We start from the raw sequence: 16,125 nt of genomic DNA on the forward strand, positions 1-16,125 counted from the left end.
GGGACGGCCGCGCCGTCCCCTATTCCCACTCGATGGTCCCCGGCGGCTTGGACGTCACGTCATAGACGACGCGGTTGACGCCGCGCACCTCGTTGATGATCCGCGTCGCCGTGCGGGCCAGGACGTCCCAGGGGAACTGGAAGAAGTCCGCCGTCATGCCGTCGGTCGAGGTGACGGCGCGCAGGGCCAGCACCTTCTCATAGGTGCGGGCGTCGCCCATGACGCCCACCGTCTTGACCGGCAGCAGCACCGCGAACGCCTGCCAGATCTCGTCATACAGGCCCGCCTTGCGGATCTCGTCCAGATAGATGGCGTCCGCTTCCTGCAGGGTCGCCACGGCGTCGGGCGTGATCTCGCCCGGAATGCGGATGGCCAGGCCCGGCCCGGGGAACGGATGGCGGCCCACGAAGGCGTCGGTCAGGCCCAGTTCGCGGCCCAGGGCCCGCACCTCGTCCTTGAACAGTTCACGCAGGGGTTCGACCAGTTTCAGCTTCATATAGTCGGGCAGGCCGCCGACATTATGGTGGCTCTTGATCACCGCGCTGGGGCCGCCGCTGGCCGAGACGCTCTCGATCACGTCGGGATACAGCGTCCCCTGGGCCAGGAATTCGGCGCCCTCGATCTTGTTCGCCTCGCGGTCGAACACGTCGATGAAGATCTTGCCGATGGTCTTGCGCTTGGTCTCCGGGTCCGAGACGCCCGCCAGCGCCCCCAGGAATTCCGCCGAGGCGTCCACGTGGATCAGCGGGATGTTGTAGTGTTCCCGGAACAGGGTCGTGACCTGTTTGGCCTCGTCCTTGCGCAACAGGCCGGTGTCCACGAAGACGCAGGTCAGCTGGTCGCCGATCGCCTCGTGGATCAGCACCGCCGCCACCGAACTGTCGACCCCGCCCGACAGGCCGCAGATCACCTTGCCCGTTCCGACCTGGGCGCGGATCTTCTGGACCTGTTCGGCGCGATAGGCGGCCATGGTCCAGTCGCCGGTCAGGCCCGCGATCCGGTGGGTGAAATTCTTCAGGATCGTCGCGCCGCGCGGGGTGTGCATCACCTCCGGGTGGAACTGGACGCCATAGATTTTCCGCGCCTCGTCGCCGATGGCGGCGAAGGGGGCGCCTTCGCTGGTGGCGATGACCTCGAACCCCGGCGGGATGGCGGTGACGCGGTCGCCGTGGCTCATCCACACCGGCTCGGCCTCGCCCGGCGCGGCCAGGCCGGCGAACAGGGGGCTGTCCTTCTGGACGGCGATCTCGGCGCGACCGAACTCGCGATGGTGGCCGCTTTCGACCTTGCCGCCCAGCTGGGCGCAGATCGCCTGCTGGCCATAACAGATGCCCAGCACCGGCACGCCCGCCTCGAACAGGGCCGCATCGGCGCGCGGACTTTCGGCTTCGGTCGTGGACGCCGGTCCGCCCGACAGGATGATGGCCTGGGGCTGCATCTTCGCCAGGGCCGCGCCCGCCTTGTCGAACGGATGGATCTCGCAATAGACCCCCGCCTCGCGCAGGCGCCGGGCGATCAGCTGGGTCACCTGGCTGCCGAAATCGACGATCAGGACCTTCTGGTGGGCGGCGGTGGTCATGGGATCAGGTCCAGGGAGCGTGAATGGGCGGGGTCTTGGCCGTGTCCGGCCGGGATTTCAAGCAGGCCCAGGCCGCGCGTGCGCAGCCCCTCGGCCAGGGCGTCCAGGGCGACGGCCAGATGGGCGTCCACCAGATGCAGGGTGTCGGTCCAGTCGCTCAGGGCCTTCAGCTCGGTTCGCCCGTCCGACACGCCGCGCAGGGCCACCAGGGGCACGCCGAACGTCTGGGCCGACCGCAGCAGGGCCCAGGTCTCCATGTCCACCATCTCGGCGTCGATGGCGCCATAGGCGGCGCCGGACACCACGTTCGCTCCGGTCGACAGGCGGGCGCAGGGCACGCCCGGAACGGGGCACGGCAGGGCCAGGACGGCCGGCAGGTCCAGCAGGGGCGTGATCCCCTTCTCGAACCCCAGCGGGCTGGCGTCCATGTCGCGATAGGCCACCGACGACGCCTGATAGACGGCCGCATGATCCAGCGTCGGCGACCCGCACGAGCCCAGCGACACGATCAGGTCCGGCGTTTGACCCTGGGCCTCCAGCCTGGCCAGGGCGGCTGTCAGGGCCACCGCCGCCTCGACCGGGCCGACGCCGGTCATCAAGGGGTCGATGCGGGCCTGCAGATGCGCGCCATATTCCGCCGGCGCCGCCATGACCGGCAGGACGACGACCGGGCCATAGCGTTCCAGCCTCATGCCGACCGCTCATAAAGGGCGGCGAAGAAGCCGTCGGTGTCGGTGCTGGCCGGCGACAGGCGCAGGCGATGGCCCACGGCACTCGCATGATCCAGCGCCACAGGCCGGAAGTCGGGATGCGCGGCCTCGAAGGCGTCGGCGCTGGCCTCGTTCTCGGCCGCCAGCATCGAGCAGGTGACATAGATCAGCCGCCCGCCCGGCCGCACCAGTTTCGCCGCCTGGCCCAGAATGCGCACCTGCAGGGCGTGCAGCCGCGCGACCTCATCCGCCGTCAGCCGCCAGGCGTCCTCGGGCCGGCGTCGCCAGGTGCCCGATCCGCTGCACGGCGCATCGACGAAGACCAGATCGGCCTGTCCGTTCAGATCCTCCATCCCCCCACCGTTCTGGCCCAGCAGACGCAGGTCCGCCTCCACCCCCGCGCGCGCCAGCCGGGGCCGGATATTGTCCAGACGCTTCTGCACGACGTCGGACGCGATCAATCGTCCCTTCCCCCCTCGCGGGGGAAGGTGGGCGGCGGAGCCGCTCGGATGGGGGGGCTGGTCCCTCGTCTCGTCTGCAGGATGATCGGGTGTGTCGCCGACAGCCCCCCCATCCGTCTCGCGCTGCGAGACACCTTCCCCCGCGAGGGGGGAAGGAAACATCATGGCCGCCAGCCCCAGGGTCTTGCCGCCGCCCCCGGCGCAGTAGTCGACCACCGTCATGCCCGGCGCGGCCCCGGCCAGGGCGCAGACGATCTGGCTGCCCTCGTCCTGGATCTCGATGCGGCCGTCCTTGAAGGCGTCGGTGGCCTGGATGTTCGGCGGCGGCTCCGAGGCCAGGCGCAGGCCCACGGGCGATCCCGGCGTCGGCGTCGCCTCCAGCCCGGCTTCGGCCAGTTCGGCGCGCACGGCCTCTACATCCGCTTTCAGCGTATTGACCCGCAGGTCGATCGGCGCGCGCGGCGCCATCAACCCTTGCGCCTCTTCGGCCCAGCGGTCGCCGAAGGTCGCCTTGAAATCCTCGACTACGAATGCCGGCAAGCCCGCCGCGACCCAGCCAGGCAGATCCCCCTCGCCCGCCGCCGTCAGCCGCGACCGTTCCTGTTTCGACAGCGGACGCGGGCCATAGCCGTCGCCCGAATGCAGGGCCTCGATTTGATCCAGCGCCAGTCCGTCGATCAGGCTGAGCGACCCGATCACCAGCGCCCGCCCGTCCTCGCGCCCGCCCATGGCCCACGACAGTCGGGCGCGGGCGCGCAGCACCTTGTAAACCCGGTCGGCGATGGCCTTCCTGTCCTTGGACCCGGCATAGCGGTTGGCCTGGCCCCAGGCCTTCAGCACGGCCTCGGCCGGTTGGCGGCCCTGGGCGATGGAGTCCAGAACCGAGGCGGCGGCGGCGAGACGGGCGGCAGGGGTCACGGAACCTCGGGATCAGACGAACAGGGCGGCGATGACCATGACCAGCCCCACCAGGCTGACCGCCCAGGCCACGGACCGGATATAGGGCACGCCAAAGGCATAGAGCGGCAGATAGGCCAGCCGCCCGAAGAAATAGAGGTGGGTTCCGACGAAGGTCAGCTGACCGTCCTCGCCCGCCACATGGGCCATGATCACCGCCGCGGCGAAGATCGGCAGGGTCTCGAACAGATTGGCCTGGGCCCGCATCAGACGCCCGGCCAGAGGCCCCGGCGGCGGCGGCACGCCGTCGCGCGCGCCGGCGTTCCACTTCAGCCCCAGCTCGGACGTCCGCGCCGACGCCGCCCACATGATCTGGACCAGCGCCAGGATCAGGGTGAAGGCCAGCATGATGAACTCAGGCGTCATATCCATGGTCTCGACCCTCCCCGGTCAGCCCTGACGATAGTTGGGCGCCTCGCGCGTGATCATCACGTCGTGGACATGGCTTTCGCGCAGGCCCGCGCCGGTGATGCGCACGAATTTCGCCCGCTTCTGGAATTCGTCGATGGTCCCGGCGCCGACATAGCCCATGGCCGCGCGCAGGCCGCCGACCAGCTGGTGGATCACCGGGGCGATCGGCCCCTTGTAGGGCGTCTGGCCCTCGATGCCTTCGGGCACCAGCTTCTGGGCCTCGACCTCTTTCTGGAAATAGCGGTCGGCCGAGCCCTGGCCCATGGCGCCGACCGAACCCATGCCGCGGTACGACTTGTAGGACCGGCCCTGGTACAGGAAGACCTCGCCGGGGCTTTCGTCGGTGCCGGCGAACATCGAGCCCATCATGGCCACGCTGGCGCCCGCCGCGATGGCCTTGGCCAGATCGCCGGAATATTTGATGCCGCCGTCGGCGATGATCGGCACGCCGCTGTCGCCGGCCGCGCGCACGGCCTCCAGGATGGCGGTCAGTTGCGGCACGCCCACGCCCGCGACGATGCGGGTGGTGCAGATGCTGCCCGGGCCGATGCCGACCTTCACCGCATCGGCGCCCGCGTCGATCAGGGCGCGCGCGGCGTCATAGGTGGCCACATTGCCGGCGATGACCTGGATGCGGTTGCTCTCGCGCTTCACCCGCTCGACCGCGCGGGCGACCTGGACCGAGTGGCCATGGGCGGTGTCGATCACCACCACGTCCACGCCCGCATCCGCCAGCGCCATCGACCGCTCATAGCCGCTGTCGCCAACGGTCGAGGCCGCGCCCACCAGCAGCCGGCCCTGGTCGTCCTTGGCCGCGTGGGGGAAGGCCTGGGCCTTCTCGATGTCCTTCATGGTGATCAGGCCAACCGCGCGGTCCTGATCGTCGGTCACGATGACCCGCTCGATCTTGCGCTCGCGCAGGATGGCGATGGCCTCGTCGCGCCCGGCGCCCTCGCGCACGGTGAACAGGGGGCCGGTGGTCATCAGATCGGCGGCCTTGCGGTTCAGGTCGCTCTCGAACCGCATGTCGCGGTTGGTCAGCATGCCGACCAGACGCCCCGACTGCGGGTCCACCACCGGGAAGCCGGTGATCTTCTTGGCCGCCGTGATCTGGCGCACCTGGCCCAGGGTGGTGTCGGGCGTGACGGTGACGGGGTTCACCACCATGCCGCTTTCGTAGCGTTTGACCTGACGCACCTGGTCGGCCTGCTGTTCGACCGTCAGATTGCGGTGCAGGACGCCCAAGCCCCCGGCCTGGGCCATGGCGATGGCCAGCCGCGCCTCGGTGACCGTGTCCATGGCGGACGAGGTCAGGGGCATGTTCAACCGGATGTCGCGCGTCAGCCGGGTCGAGACGTCCGCATCGGCGGGCATTATCTCGGAAGGACCGGGTTCAAGCAAAACATCGTCGAAGGTCAGGCCTTCGCGTATCTCCATCAGGAGCCTCCGTTTTGCGGGCCGCGTATCCCCTGCGCCGGGCGTGGTGTCAACCGCGCACGTGCGGCCGGGCGCCGATCGCTTGCGTCTTGTGGGAACGGCGCCTATCCCAACCCTTGAGGAGACCCGCCCCATGCAAGACATCCTGGACCAGTTGGAAGCCCGCCGCGCCGCCGCGAAACTGGGCGGGGGCGAGGCCCGGATCGCCAATCAGCACGCCAAGGGCAAGCTGACCGCGCGCGAGCGGATCGAGGTGCTGCTGGACGAAGGCAGTTTCGAGGAAACCGACATGTTCGTGGAGCACCGCAGCCACGAATTCGGCATGGAGAAGCAGCGCATCCCCGGCGACGGGGTGGTGACCGGCCGCGGCACGATCAACGGCCGTCTGGTCTATGTCTTCTCCAAGGATTTCACGGTCTTCGGCGGGTCTCTGTCGGGGGCGCATGCGGCCAAGATCGTCAAACTTCAGGGCATGGCCCTGACCAATGGCGCGCCGATCATCGGCCTGTTCGACGCCGGCGGCGCCCGGATCCAGGAGGGGGTCGAGAGCCTGGCGGGCTATGCCGACATCTTCCTGCAGAACACCCTGGCCTCGGGCGTCATCCCCCAGATCAGCGTCATCATGGGGCCGTGCGCGGGCGGCGACGTCTATTCGCCCGCCATCACCGACTTCATCTTCATGGTGAAGGACACATCGTACATGTACGTGACCGGCCCCGACGTGGTGAAGACGGTCACCAATGAGGTCGTCAGCCACGAAGACCTGGGCGGCGCGCGGGTGCATGCCGGCAAGTCGGGCGTGGCCGACGGCGCCTTCGAGAACGACCTGGAGGCCCTGGCCGAGGTGCGGCGCCTGATCGGCTTCCTGCCCCTGTCGAACCGCGAAAAGCCGCCGGTGCGCGACAGTTATGACGACCCCGACCGCGACGAGGCGTCGCTGGACACCCTGGTGCCCGCCAATCCGAACCAGCCCTATGACATCAAGGAGCTGATCCTGAAGACGGTGGACGAGGCCGACTTCTTCGAGATCGGCGCCGACTATGCGAAAAACATCGTCTGCGGCTTCGGCCGCCTGGACGGCGCGCCGGTGGGCATCGTCGCCAACCAGCCCCAGGTGCTGGCGGGCGTGCTGGACATCGACAGCAGCCGCAAGGCCGCCCGTTTCGTGCGCTTCTGCGACGCCTTCCACATCCCCATCGTCACCTTCGTCGACGTGCCTGGCTTCATGCCCGGCACGCGCCAGGAATACGGCGGCCTGATCAAGCACGGGGCCAAGCTGCTGTTCGCCTATGCCGAGGCGACGGTGCCGAAACTGACCGTCATCACGCGCAAGGCCTATGGCGGCGCCTATGACGTGATGAGCAGCAAACACCTGCGCGGCGACGTCAACTACGCCTGGCCCAGCGCCGAGATCGCCGTCATGGGCGCCAAGGGCGCGGTCGAGATCATCTTCAGGAAAGAGGCCGGCGACCCCGAGGCCCTGGCGGCGCGCGAAGCCGAATACAAGGACCGCTTCGCCAACCCCTTCGTGGCGGCCAAACTGGGCTATATCGACGACGTCATCATGCCCCACGGCACGCGGCGGCGGCTGATCAAGGCGCTACGGACGCTGAAGGGCAAGACCCAGAGCAATCCGTGGAAGAAGCACGATAACATTCCGCTGTGAGATTTCCGCGCGCGTTTGATGCCGTTCGTCCAGAAGCCCCCCTCCATGCCGCGCGCGACGAGGATCACGAGCGTGTTGCGCGGATGCTCGCGAGTGATCGCGCAGGCTGGTCACACGAAGACATCAATGTCGTGATGTCCCGCGCCCAGACGACGATAGGCGGCCCGGAGACTTTCAAATGGGTGTTGCCGTCTTTCCTGATCCGTAGCGCCGCTGCACCGTCGTATGGATGGATCACGGTTCCCGAAGTGCTGGCCGACAAGCTGGATTACGCCGGTTTCGATAGTTGGCAGGCCGACCAGCGTGAGGCGATTTTGGACATGCTGATCGAATGGCTCGAATCTGACTCGATCTTCGGTGCGGACGACCCGGTCGGTACAGCTGATGCGCAGGTCGCGCTCCGGGCCTGGCTGACGCGGCGGCGGCCCTGACCAACCTCCTCTTCCTCTGCGCCCGTAACCGCCTGCGTTCGCCGACGGCCGAGCGGGTGTTCGCCGGGCGGCCGGGCGTGGAGACGGCGTCGGCCGGGCTGGCGCCGGATGCGGAAGAGGTCGTGGACGCCGACCATATCGACTGGGCCGACGTCATCTTCGTGATGGAGCGGTCGCATCGGGCCAAGCTGAACCGCCGGTTCCGCGACCGGCTGCGGAGCAAGCGGGTGGTGTGCCTGGATATCCCCGACGACTACGCCTTCATGCAGCCCGAACTGGTCACCCTGCTGGAACAGCGGGTGGCGCGGCATCTGTGACCAGGGCGCAATCCAATAGCCGCTCATCCCCGCGACCGCGGGGATCCAGTCCTGTTGCGACGCACGATGTCTGGGATCTCTGTCCGAGGGCTGATGGATAATCTGGATCGCCCAAAACACTGGATCCCCGCTTTTGCGGGGATGAGCGGGTCGGGAAGGTCTACCCCACGATCAGGGCCAGCCATTCGTCCTCGGTCAGCACCTTCACCCCGTGCTTCTGGGCCTCGGCCAGTTTCGATCCGGCGCCGGGGCCGGCGACCAGATAGTCGGTCTTCTTCGACACCGAGCCGGACACCTTGGCCCCCAGGCTTTCGGCGCGGGCCTTGGCCTCGTCGCGGGTGAAACGCTCCAGGGCGCCGGTGAAGACCACCGTCTTGCCCGCCACCGCCGTGTCGGTCTGGGGCCGTTCGGCGTCTTCCACCCGCTCCAGTTCGGCGACCAGGGCGGCGACCACGTCCTTGTTGTGGTCTTCGTGGAAGAAGTCGGCGATGGCGCGGGCGGCGACCGGGCCGACCCCGGCGATCCCGGCGATGCGGCCCAGTGTTTCGGACGGCCGCTCGTCCCGCGCGATCCGGGCCAGGCGGCGCAAGGCAGGCCAGTCGGGCGCGCGTTCGGCCAGGGCGCGGCGGGCGGGCGCGGCCAGGCCGGGAAAGGCCAGGGCGATCTTCTGATCCAGCGGCGCCTCGGGCCAGGGGTCGGTCTCGGCCGGTTCGGCGGCGGCCAGGATGGACAGGACGCGCGGCGATATGCCTGGCGTCAGGCTCAGCGCCGTCCAGTCGGCGGACGGCACGCCCGCCGCCGCCTCCAGACCCGCCTGGTGAAACGCCTCCCAGCTTCCAAACTCGCGCGCCAGCAGCAGGGAGGTCTGTTCCCCGATCTCGCGCACCCCCAGGGCGAAGATCAGGCGGTCCAGGGCGATGGTGCGCCGCGCGGCGATGCCGGCGACGAGGTTGCGCACGCTGGTCTCGCCATAGCCGTCTTCGGCGCGCAGGGCCGCCAGCTTTTGCTCATCACGGGCCAGGCGGAAGATGTCGGCCGGTTCGCGGATCCAGCCGCGTTCGTGGAAGGCGATCAGCTGTTTCTCGCCCAGCCCCTCGATGTCGAAGGCGCGGCGGCCGACGAAATGCTTCAGTCGCTCGACGATCTGGGCGTTGCAGATCAGGCCGCCGGTGCAGCGGCGACGCGCCTCGCCTTCCTCGCGCACGGCCTCGGAGCCGCAGACGGGGCAATGGGTCGGGAAGACATAGGGGGCGGCGTCGATGGGGCGTCGATCCGGCACGATGGTCACGATCTGGGGGATGACGTCGCCGGCGCGTTGCAGCACCACCGTGTCGCCGATGCGCACATCCTTGCGGGCGATCTCGTCTTCGTTGTGCAGGGTGGCGTTGCGCACCACCACGCCGCCGACCGTGACGGGCGTCAGGCGAGCGACGGGGGTCAGGGAGCCGGTGCGGCCCACCTGAATGTCGATGCCCTCCAGCACCGTGGTCGCCTGCTGGGCCGGGAATTTGTGGGCGATGGCCCATCGGGGGCTTCTGGCGATGAAGCCCAGCCGCTGTTGCCAGTCGATGCGGTCGACCTTGTAGACCACGCCGTCGATGTCATAGCCCAGGGTCGCGCGGTCGGCCTCCAGCCGCCGATAGACCGCGATCAGCCCGTCGGCCCCTTCGACCCGTTCGGATCGCGGATTGGTGGGAAACCCCCATTGGGCCAGCTTTTCCAGCGCCTGATGCTGGGTCTCGGCGAACCCTTCGGCCGGTTCGCCCCAGGCATAGGCGAAGAAGCGCAAGGGCCGAGTCGCCGTGATCTCGGGCTTCTTCTGGCGCAGCGACCCGGCGGCGAAATTGCGCGGGTTGGCATAGGTGCGCTGGCCCGCCGCCTCGGCCGCCGCATTGAAGGCGTCGAAGGCGTCATTGGGGGCGTAGACCTCGCCCCGCACCTCGATCCGCGCGGGCCAGCCGTCGCCCGACAGGCGTTCGGGAATGTCGTCCAGGGTACGCAGATTGGCGGTCACATCCTCGCCGGTCTTGCCGTCGCCGCGCGTGGCCCCGCGCTCCAGCACCCCGTCGACATACAGCAGGCTGGCCGACAGGCCGTCGATCTTGGGCTCGGCCACGAAGGCGACGGCTTCGGCCGGGTCCAGCTTCAGAAAGCGCCGGATGCGGGCGACGAAGTCCGTGACCTCTCCATCGTCGAAGGCGTTGTCCAAGCTGAGCATGGGCACGGCGTGACGCACCGGGGCGAACTGGCTTGAGACCTCGGCGCCGACCTTCAGGCTGGGGCTGTCGGCCAGGGCCAGGGCCGGAAACCGCGCCTCTATGGCGGCGTTGCGCTGGCGCAGGGCGTCATAGTCGGCGTCGGTGATCTGGGGGGCGTCGTCCTGATGATACAGGCGGTCGTGATGGGCCAGTTCGTCGGCCAGGCGCGCCAGCTCCTGCCGGGCCTGGTCTTCGGTCAGATCGTCGACGGGAATGGGGGCCATGGGAATCGCAAACGGCGGAAACTGGACAGAGGTTCTAGCGCCGCCATGACAGGACGTTAAGCTGACGCCTGAAGACCGGGCCGATAGGATGCCCGTCGTATCGCCCCTTTCAAGGATTCCGCATGCGCCCGACATTCGCCCGTTTCGCCCTGGTCAGCCTGACCGCCCTGGCGCTGGCCTCGTGCTTCGGCGCGCCCCAGGCGACGGCGCCCGCCGCCGAACCCGTCGCGCCCCAGCCGGACCCCTATGCCCGGATGATGGACGACCTGCGCATCCTGTCGGCCGACGACATGGCCGGACGCGCCATCGGCACGCCGGGCAATGAGGCGGCGCGCAACTATATCGTCGGACGGCTGGAGGCCATGGGCATCGCCGCGCCGGCCATGGGGCGGCTGCAGCCGTTCGAGGCGACGGTGAACGGCCGCGACGGCGCGACCCGCACCTTCAACGGCGTTAATGTGCTGGGCGTCATTCCGGGCACGCGCGTGTCGGACCGCTATATCGTGCTGACCGCCCACTATGACCACGAAGGGGTCAAGGACGGCCAGATCTACAATGGCGCCGACGACAACGCCTCGGGCGTGGCCACCATGCTGGAGATCGCCGCCCGGCTGAAGGCCGCCCCGCCGGAGCACAGCGTGCTGATCGTGGCCCTGGACGGAGAGGAGCGCGGCCTTCTGGGCGCCCGCCATTTCGTCGAGGCGCCGCCCATGCCCCTGACCGCCATCGCCATCAACCTGAACTACGACATGACCGCGCGGGCCGAGAGCGATAACAAGCTGTGGGTCACCGGCACGTACCAGCATCCGAACCTGCGTCCGCTGCTCGAGCCGATACCGGCCAACGGCGCCATCAGCCTGGCGTTCGGCAAGGACACGCCGGAAGACAAGGGCGCCGACAACTGGGTCATGGCGTCGGACCACGGCGCCTTTCACCGGGCGGGCCTGCCCTTCCTGTATTTCGGCGTGAACTATCACCCCGACTATCACCAGCCGACCGACGATTTCGAGCGGATCACCCCGTCGGTCTTCATCAGCGTCACCGAACTGGCCTGGAGCGCCTTCCAGAATATCGACCGGTCGCTGAGCCGCTGATTGCGTTGACGCCCTCGCGCCACGGCGCGAGGGTGTGCATCTCTTCGGTTGGAGTGTGTTGATGTCGGTCGTTCCGTCCCTGTTCGACATTCAGGCGGTCCAGAAGCTTCGCAAGCTGGCGGTGCTGCTTCTGGGTCTGGCGCTGATCGGCGCCACCCTGTTCCTGCAATCGCCCGGCGGGGTCGAAGGCCACTGGCATGAGGCGGTCGAGGCGGTGGGGCTGGGAGCCATCGCCCTGGCCATCGTCGGGCGCGCGTGGTGTTCGTTGTATATCGGCGGGCGCAAGAAGGCCGAGATCGTGGATCGCGGCCCCTATTCGCTGAGCCGCAATCCGCTTTATGTCTTCAGCTTCATCGGCGCGTTCGGCATCGGCGCCCAGACGGGACAGGTCACGGTTGCGGCGCTGTTCGTTCTGACGGCCTGGGTGATCTTCCGGGCCACGGTTCGCAAGGAAGAAGCCTGGCTGAGCCGACAGTTCGGCGAAACCTATGCCGCCTATATGGCTCGCACGCCGCGCTTCATGCCGCGGTTTTCCGCCTGGCGCGACGAGGACGAACTGGTGGTGCGACCCGCCTTCTTCCTGCTGACCCTTCGGGACGGGCTGGCGTTCCTGATCGCCATCCCCCTGTTCGAGGCCATCGATACGGCCCAGAGCGAAGGCTGGCTGCATGTACTGGCCTATCTGCCCTGACTGAAGGAACAACGATGCGCCGTATCCTGATCCTGTCCGCCGCCGCCCTGGCCCTGGCCCTAGCCGCCTGTGAACCGCCGGCCCCGGGCAAGACGGGCGAAGGCGGCGGTGCGGCCGCGCCGGCCAGGGCCTTCGCCAGCAGTCAGCAAGACGATCTGTCCGGCTATTACATCCCGGCGGATCAGGGGGCGGGAACGGGCTGGACCTTCCACCACGTCTTCATTGGCCAGGCGTCGGATTTCGAGGCCTGGGAGGCGGGCCGGCGCAGCGCGACCTTCGCCCCGATCATGATCGAGTTCGAGGACGCCTCCAGCCCCATGGTCCAGACCGAGATGGGCGAAAGCCGCAGCGGCCGGGCCCGCATCCTGCCGACCTCCTACAGCGTCAGCGACGACCGGGTGCGGTTCGAGGGGCGGTCCGAGGCCTTGGGCGTTGTGCGGTTCGAAGGCCGGCTGGACCCCGAAGCCCTGGCCGAAGCGCGCCGCAACCTGGGCGACGAGACACCCGTGCTGTCGGGAACGCTGAACGTCGCAGGCCGGTCGCAGGCCGTGCGCCTGCGCTGGTGGGCGGGGGACTGATCAGGCCGTCAGGGCCGCGATCTCGCGCTTGAGATTGTCGCGAGCCGGCGCGTCCAGCCGCGCGGCCCACGCCGCGTCTGCGAACAGGACGGGCGCGTCCAGAAACCGTTGCAGGATCATGGCCCGGCCGGCGACGTACAAGGCGTCTGGAACGTGGGCGTACTCGCGCCGGATGGCGGCGGCATAGGCGTCATAGCGCGCCGGGTCTGCGCCCAGGATCGACAGATCGATGGAGATCAGACGCGCGCCCGTGGGATCGTCGGCCTGCACTTGATGGCCCGCCGTCAGCAGGATCAGGCGTTCGACTTCGGCGATATCGCTGTCGGTCCAGCCTTCAGACCCAAGCGTGCGGATGGCCAGGGCCGCGCTCTGCGCCTCGTTGTCGTTGCGGGTCGGGTCATAGACGGCGTCGTGGAACCAGACTGCGGCCGTCAGCAGCCGTCGCTGGGCATCGTCCAGATCGGCGCTCGCCTGCACCTGGTCCAGGCAGTCCTGGATGTGCTCCAGCGTGTGATAATGCCGATGCGGCTCGCCGTGACGCGCGATCAGGTCCCGACGAACCGCATCGGAGAACACGGCGTCAGCCCACGGTGGCCTTGACGATCTTGCCGGGGCTGCGCGGCGGCTCGCCCTTGGGCAGGGCGTCGATGTGCTCCATGCCCGATTCGACCTGGCCCCAGACCGTGTACTGGCGGTCCAGGAAGGTGGCGTCGTCGAAGCAGATGAAGAACTGGCTGTTGGCGCTGTTGGGGTCCGAGGTGCGGGCCATGGAGCAGACGCCGCGCACATGCGGCTCGGCGCTGAATTCCTGCTTCAGGTTCGGCTTCTTGGAGCCGCTGGTCCCGGTGCCGGTCGGGTCGCCGCCCTGGGCCATGAAGCCGGGGATGACGCGGTGGAAGACCACGCCGTCATAGAAGCCTTCGCTGGCCAGTTCGGTGATGCGGGCGACGTGGCCGGGGGCCAGGTCGGGACGCAGCTTGATGACCACGTCGCCGGTTCCGGCGCCGGTGTCGACGGTGAAGGTCAGGGTGTCGGCCATGGGGCGGCTCCTCAGTGATCGAATGTGCGCGGGTCATAGCGGCAGATGGCCGGGACCGCTATGGAATAGGCATGAGCCAGGACGAAAAGCCCCCCGAACGCCCCCAAGCCGAAAGGCGGCGCATGGTGCGCCCGCCCACCGGCGGCACGGCGGCCGGGCGCGGCATGGGCCAGAAGATCAAGACCGCCGACAAGAAGTCGATGTCCAGCCAGCAGTGGATCAAGCGGCAGCTGGCCGACCCCTGGTCCGACCGCGCGCGCGCCGAGGGCTGGCGCAGCCGCGCGGCCTTCAAACTGATGGAGATCGACGACAGGCATCGTCTGATCCGGCCGGGGTCCAAGGTGATCGACCTGGGCGCGGCGCCCGGCGGCTGGGTCCAGGTGGCGCTGAAGCGCGGGGCGGCGGCCGTGGCGGGAGTGGATCTGCTGCCGATCGAACATATCGCGGGGGGCGAACTGATCCAGGCCGACTTCACCACGCCGGGCGTGGACCAGCAGCTGATCGACCTGATCGGCGGGGCGCCGGATCTGGTGCTGTCGGACATGGCGCACAACACCATCGGCCACCGCCAGACCGACCACCTGAAGATCATCGCCCTGATCGAGATCGCCGCCGACTTCGCCATCCGCACCCTGCGGCCGGGCGGGGCCTTCGTGACCAAGAGCTTCCAGGGCGGCGACGCCGGCGGGGTTCTGGACCGGCTGCGCAGCCATTTCGAGACGGTGAAGACCATCAAGCCCCAGGCCAGCCGCAAGGGCAGTTCCGAAGTCTATTGGGTGGCGCTGAACAAGCTGCGCGTCTGATCTACAGCGCGTTCAGCCACCGCTGGACCAGCACCGCCTCGGCCCGCCGGGCGGCGGTGCGTTCGGCGGCCTCGGCGTCGACGCCCCACTGGTCTTCCTGAAACGCCTCTTCCAGCCGCGACAGGTCGAAGGCGGCCTCGGCGTCCAGCGCCCCGCGCTGCACCGCCAGGGCCAGGATCGCCGAACCCAGCAGGGGCGTCAGGGTCGCCAGACCGGTCAGGGCGAAATCGTCCAGCGCCAGGGCATGATCCTGAACCCGCGCCAGGGCGGCCGCATCCTGGGTCCGATGCACGATGCCGCTGGACGGCGCCAGGGTCACATCCAGTTCGCGCGCGGCCCAGTCCAGCCAGGGGGTCCAGTCGCGGGCCTGGCGTTCGACCAGCCCGCGCGGCGCCTCGGCCGGATAGCACAACAGGTCCGACCCGGCGTAGGCGGCGATCTCTTCGGCCACCGCCTGGCGCACCTGGGACACCCGGTCGATGGCGGTCGAGGCCAGGCGGGTGGCGGGCATGGTCGCGGGTTCGACGAACTCGCCCTGTGCCGCCCATTCGTCAGCGACCAGGCGCGCGGCGGCGTTGGCAGGCAGCACCAGCGGCGCCCCCGCCGGCGTCTTGGGCGCGCGTCCGTCCAGCAGCACGGACCAGCCCCCCTGCCCTTCGCGCACGTCCACATCGGTCCAGAAGCGTTTGGTGCGGTCTTCGGCCTCGCGGAAGCCCTTGCGGGCGGCGACCTGGGGGTCCAGCGGCGGAATATGCATCAGGCGGCCCTTTGTCCGGCGGCGAAACGGTCCAGCGCGGCCTCCAGCTCGGGCAGGTCCAGCGCCACATGAACGGCCCCGGCGGCGATCTGCTCCTGGGCCGTGTGGAAGCCCCAGCCTACGCCCTGGGCCACGGCGCCGGCCGCCACCGCCATGCGGTGATCGTGGCCGGTGTCGCCGATCATGATGGTGGTGGCGGTGCAGGCCCCGCAGGCGGCCATGGCGGCGATCAGCATGGCAGGGTCCGGCTTGCCCGGCCCGTCCTCGGCGCAATGGGTCGAGACGAACAGGTCGGCCCAGCCCGCGCGCGCCATGTTGCGGGCCACGCCGCGCCGGTTCTGGCCCGTCGCCAGGGCCAGCCGCCAGCCGTCGCGCTTCAGCCGCCGCAGGGTGTCTTCGACCCCCGCATACAACGGCTCCTCATGCCCCGCCTCGTATCGGGCGCGGAAGAAGGCCTGGAAACCGGCGACGAACTCGGCCAGCTCGGGATCGGTCAGGCCGGGCTGAATAGCGCGCATAGCTTCATGCAGCGACAGGCCCACCGTCTGGCGCACGACGTCATACGACGGATCGGCCAGGCCCACCCGCCGCGCCGCCGCCACCGTCGCCTCATGGATCAGCACCCGGCTGTCCACCAGGGTGCCGTCGATGTCGAACACCGCCAGGGGCTTCATCGCGAAAACTCCTCCCCCCTCGGGGGAGGGGGACCGCG

At 69.0% G+C, this 16,125-nt stretch carries 17 protein-coding genes; 7 read left to right on the plus strand and 10 right to left on the minus strand.

From position 1 onward, the window contains the following. Positions 1-19 precede the first annotated feature (19 nt). The 5 genes from guaA to guaB are packed head-to-tail and all read right to left on the minus strand — an operon-like array spanning position 20 to position 5,555. The gene (guaA, locus tag Q0581_RS04065; protein ID WP_298697812.1) at positions 20-1,579 is read right to left on the minus strand and encodes a glutamine-hydrolyzing GMP synthase; all 1,560 of its coding nucleotides are present in this window, start codon (positions 1,577-1,579) and stop codon (positions 20-22) included. Then, positions 1,576-2,271, minus strand: a complete 696-nt coding sequence (locus Q0581_RS04070) for a 5'-methylthioadenosine/S-adenosylhomocysteine nucleosidase (RefSeq protein ID WP_298697813.1) — start codon at positions 2,269-2,271, stop codon at positions 1,576-1,578. The genes guaA and Q0581_RS04070 overlap by 4 nt, the downstream gene beginning before the upstream one ends. Beyond that, the gene (locus tag Q0581_RS04075) at positions 2,268-3,668 is read right to left on the minus strand and encodes an RsmB/NOP family class I SAM-dependent RNA methyltransferase (protein ID WP_298697815.1); all 1,401 of its coding nucleotides are present in this window, start codon (positions 3,666-3,668) and stop codon (positions 2,268-2,270) included. Before Q0581_RS04075 ends, Q0581_RS04070 begins: the two co-directional genes overlap by 4 nt. A gap of 12 nt (positions 3,669-3,680) precedes the next feature. Then, positions 3,681-4,079 (minus strand): MAPEG family protein, encoded by a 399-nt coding sequence (locus Q0581_RS04080; protein ID WP_324523761.1) that lies wholly within the window; start codon positions 4,077-4,079, stop codon positions 3,681-3,683. 18 nt (positions 4,080-4,097) lie between these two features. Beyond that, positions 4,098-5,555: an IMP dehydrogenase gene (guaB, locus tag Q0581_RS04085; protein WP_298697817.1), complete on the minus strand. Its 1,458-nt coding sequence runs from the start codon at positions 5,553-5,555 to the stop codon at positions 4,098-4,100. 133 nt (positions 5,556-5,688) lie between these two features. Between guaB and Q0581_RS04090 the strand changes: the two genes are divergently transcribed. The 3 genes from Q0581_RS04090 to Q0581_RS04100 all read left to right on the plus strand — a co-directional run bounded on the left by Q0581_RS04090 (position 5,689) and on the right by Q0581_RS04100 (position 7,969). Beyond that, entirely contained in the window at positions 5,689-7,221 is a 1,533-nt protein-coding gene (locus Q0581_RS04090) for an acyl-CoA carboxylase subunit beta (RefSeq protein ID WP_298697818.1), read from the plus strand. Continuing rightward, positions 7,218-7,652, plus strand: coding sequence for a hypothetical protein (locus Q0581_RS04095; protein ID WP_298697820.1), 435 nt, complete (start codon positions 7,218-7,220; stop codon positions 7,650-7,652). The genes Q0581_RS04090 and Q0581_RS04095 overlap by 4 nt, the downstream gene beginning before the upstream one ends. A gap of 77 nt (positions 7,653-7,729) precedes the next feature. Next, a complete protein-coding gene (locus Q0581_RS04100) occupies positions 7,730-7,969 on the plus strand; it encodes a phosphotyrosine protein phosphatase (RefSeq protein WP_298697822.1) in 240 nt (79 codons plus the stop codon). Positions 7,970-8,129: 160 nt separating this feature from the next. Here the strand turns inward: Q0581_RS04100 and ligA are convergent, their stop codons facing one another. Beyond that, on the minus strand, positions 8,130-10,451 hold the full coding sequence (ligA, locus tag Q0581_RS04105) for an NAD-dependent DNA ligase LigA (RefSeq protein ID WP_298697823.1): 2,322 nt from the start codon (positions 10,449-10,451) through the stop codon (positions 8,130-8,132). A 122-nt stretch (positions 10,452-10,573) separates the two neighbouring features. Between ligA and Q0581_RS04110 the strand changes: the two genes are divergently transcribed. From Q0581_RS04110 to Q0581_RS04120, 3 genes are all read left to right on the plus strand, one after another. Further along, on the plus strand, positions 10,574-11,545 hold the full coding sequence (locus Q0581_RS04110) for a M28 family peptidase (RefSeq protein WP_298697825.1): 972 nt from the start codon (positions 10,574-10,576) through the stop codon (positions 11,543-11,545). A gap of 61 nt (positions 11,546-11,606) precedes the next feature. Continuing rightward, entirely contained in the window at positions 11,607-12,236 is a 630-nt protein-coding gene (locus Q0581_RS04115) for an isoprenylcysteine carboxylmethyltransferase family protein (protein ID WP_298697827.1), read from the plus strand. Between the two features lie 14 nt (positions 12,237-12,250). Then, a complete protein-coding gene (locus Q0581_RS04120; RefSeq protein WP_298697829.1) occupies positions 12,251-12,814 on the plus strand; it encodes a hypothetical protein in 564 nt (187 codons plus the stop codon). Here Q0581_RS04120 and Q0581_RS04125 read toward each other — a convergent pair whose 3' ends face one another. Together Q0581_RS04125 and Q0581_RS04130 are read right to left on the minus strand one after the other, a co-directional pair. After that, positions 12,815-13,390 (minus strand): phosphohydrolase, encoded by a 576-nt coding sequence (locus Q0581_RS04125; protein WP_298697831.1) that lies wholly within the window; start codon positions 13,388-13,390, stop codon positions 12,815-12,817. 4 nt (positions 13,391-13,394) lie between these two features. Beyond that, entirely contained in the window at positions 13,395-13,853 is a 459-nt protein-coding gene (locus tag Q0581_RS04130) for a peptidylprolyl isomerase (protein WP_298697833.1), read from the minus strand. A gap of 71 nt (positions 13,854-13,924) precedes the next feature. Between Q0581_RS04130 and Q0581_RS04135 the strand changes: the two genes are divergently transcribed. After that, positions 13,925-14,656 carry an RlmE family RNA methyltransferase gene (locus tag Q0581_RS04135; RefSeq protein WP_298697835.1) on the plus strand — a complete coding sequence of 244 codons (732 nt, stop codon included), beginning with the start codon at positions 13,925-13,927 and terminating at the stop codon, positions 14,654-14,656. Between the two features lies 1 nt (position 14,657). On the opposite strand, the gene Q0581_RS04140 is transcribed toward Q0581_RS04135, so the two are convergent. Both Q0581_RS04140 and Q0581_RS04145 read right to left on the minus strand, forming a co-directional pair. Continuing rightward, on the minus strand, positions 14,658-15,413 hold the full coding sequence (locus Q0581_RS04140; RefSeq protein WP_298697837.1) for an ATP12 family protein: 756 nt from the start codon (positions 15,411-15,413) through the stop codon (positions 14,658-14,660). Then, on the minus strand, positions 15,413-16,125 hold a 713-nt coding region (locus Q0581_RS04145), incomplete at its 5' end, for an HAD-IA family hydrolase (protein WP_366876588.1). The genes Q0581_RS04145 and Q0581_RS04140, both read right to left, overlap by 1 nt.

This window comes from uncultured Brevundimonas sp., from assembly GCF_937863155.1.
Lineage (GTDB): Bacteria > Pseudomonadota > Alphaproteobacteria > Caulobacterales > Caulobacteraceae > Brevundimonas.

What these genes read in the sequence shown, in the direction of transcription:
- guaA (WP_298697812.1), bottom strand. Translation starts at nt 1,579, where the DNA reads ATGACCACCGCCGCCCACCAGAAGGTCCTGATCGTCGATTTCGGCAGC.
- Q0581_RS04070 (WP_298697813.1), bottom strand. Translation starts at nt 2,271, where the DNA reads ATGAGGCTGGAACGCTATGGCCCGGTCGTCGTCCTGCCGGTCATGGCG.
- Q0581_RS04080 (WP_324523761.1), bottom strand. Translation starts at nt 4,079, where the DNA reads ATGGATATGACGCCTGAGTTCATCATGCTGGCCTTCACCCTGATCCTG.
- guaB (WP_298697817.1), bottom strand. Translation starts at nt 5,555, where the DNA reads ATGGAGATACGCGAAGGCCTGACCTTCGACGATGTTTTGCTTGAACCC.
- Q0581_RS04090 (WP_298697818.1), top strand. Translation starts at nt 5,689, where the DNA reads ATGCAAGACATCCTGGACCAGTTGGAAGCCCGCCGCGCCGCCGCGAAA.
- ligA (WP_298697823.1), bottom strand. Translation starts at nt 10,451, where the DNA reads ATGGCCCCCATTCCCGTCGACGATCTGACCGAAGACCAGGCCCGGCAG.
- Q0581_RS04110 (WP_298697825.1), top strand. Translation starts at nt 10,574, where the DNA reads ATGCGCCCGACATTCGCCCGTTTCGCCCTGGTCAGCCTGACCGCCCTG.
- Q0581_RS04115 (WP_298697827.1), top strand. Translation starts at nt 11,607, where the DNA reads ATGTCGGTCGTTCCGTCCCTGTTCGACATTCAGGCGGTCCAGAAGCTT.
- Q0581_RS04120 (WP_298697829.1), top strand. Translation starts at nt 12,251, where the DNA reads ATGCGCCGTATCCTGATCCTGTCCGCCGCCGCCCTGGCCCTGGCCCTA.
- Q0581_RS04130 (WP_298697833.1), bottom strand. Translation starts at nt 13,853, where the DNA reads ATGGCCGACACCCTGACCTTCACCGTCGACACCGGCGCCGGAACCGGC.
- Q0581_RS04135 (WP_298697835.1), top strand. Translation starts at nt 13,925, where the DNA reads ATGAGCCAGGACGAAAAGCCCCCCGAACGCCCCCAAGCCGAAAGGCGG.
- Q0581_RS04140 (WP_298697837.1), bottom strand. Translation starts at nt 15,413, where the DNA reads ATGCATATTCCGCCGCTGGACCCCCAGGTCGCCGCCCGCAAGGGCTTC.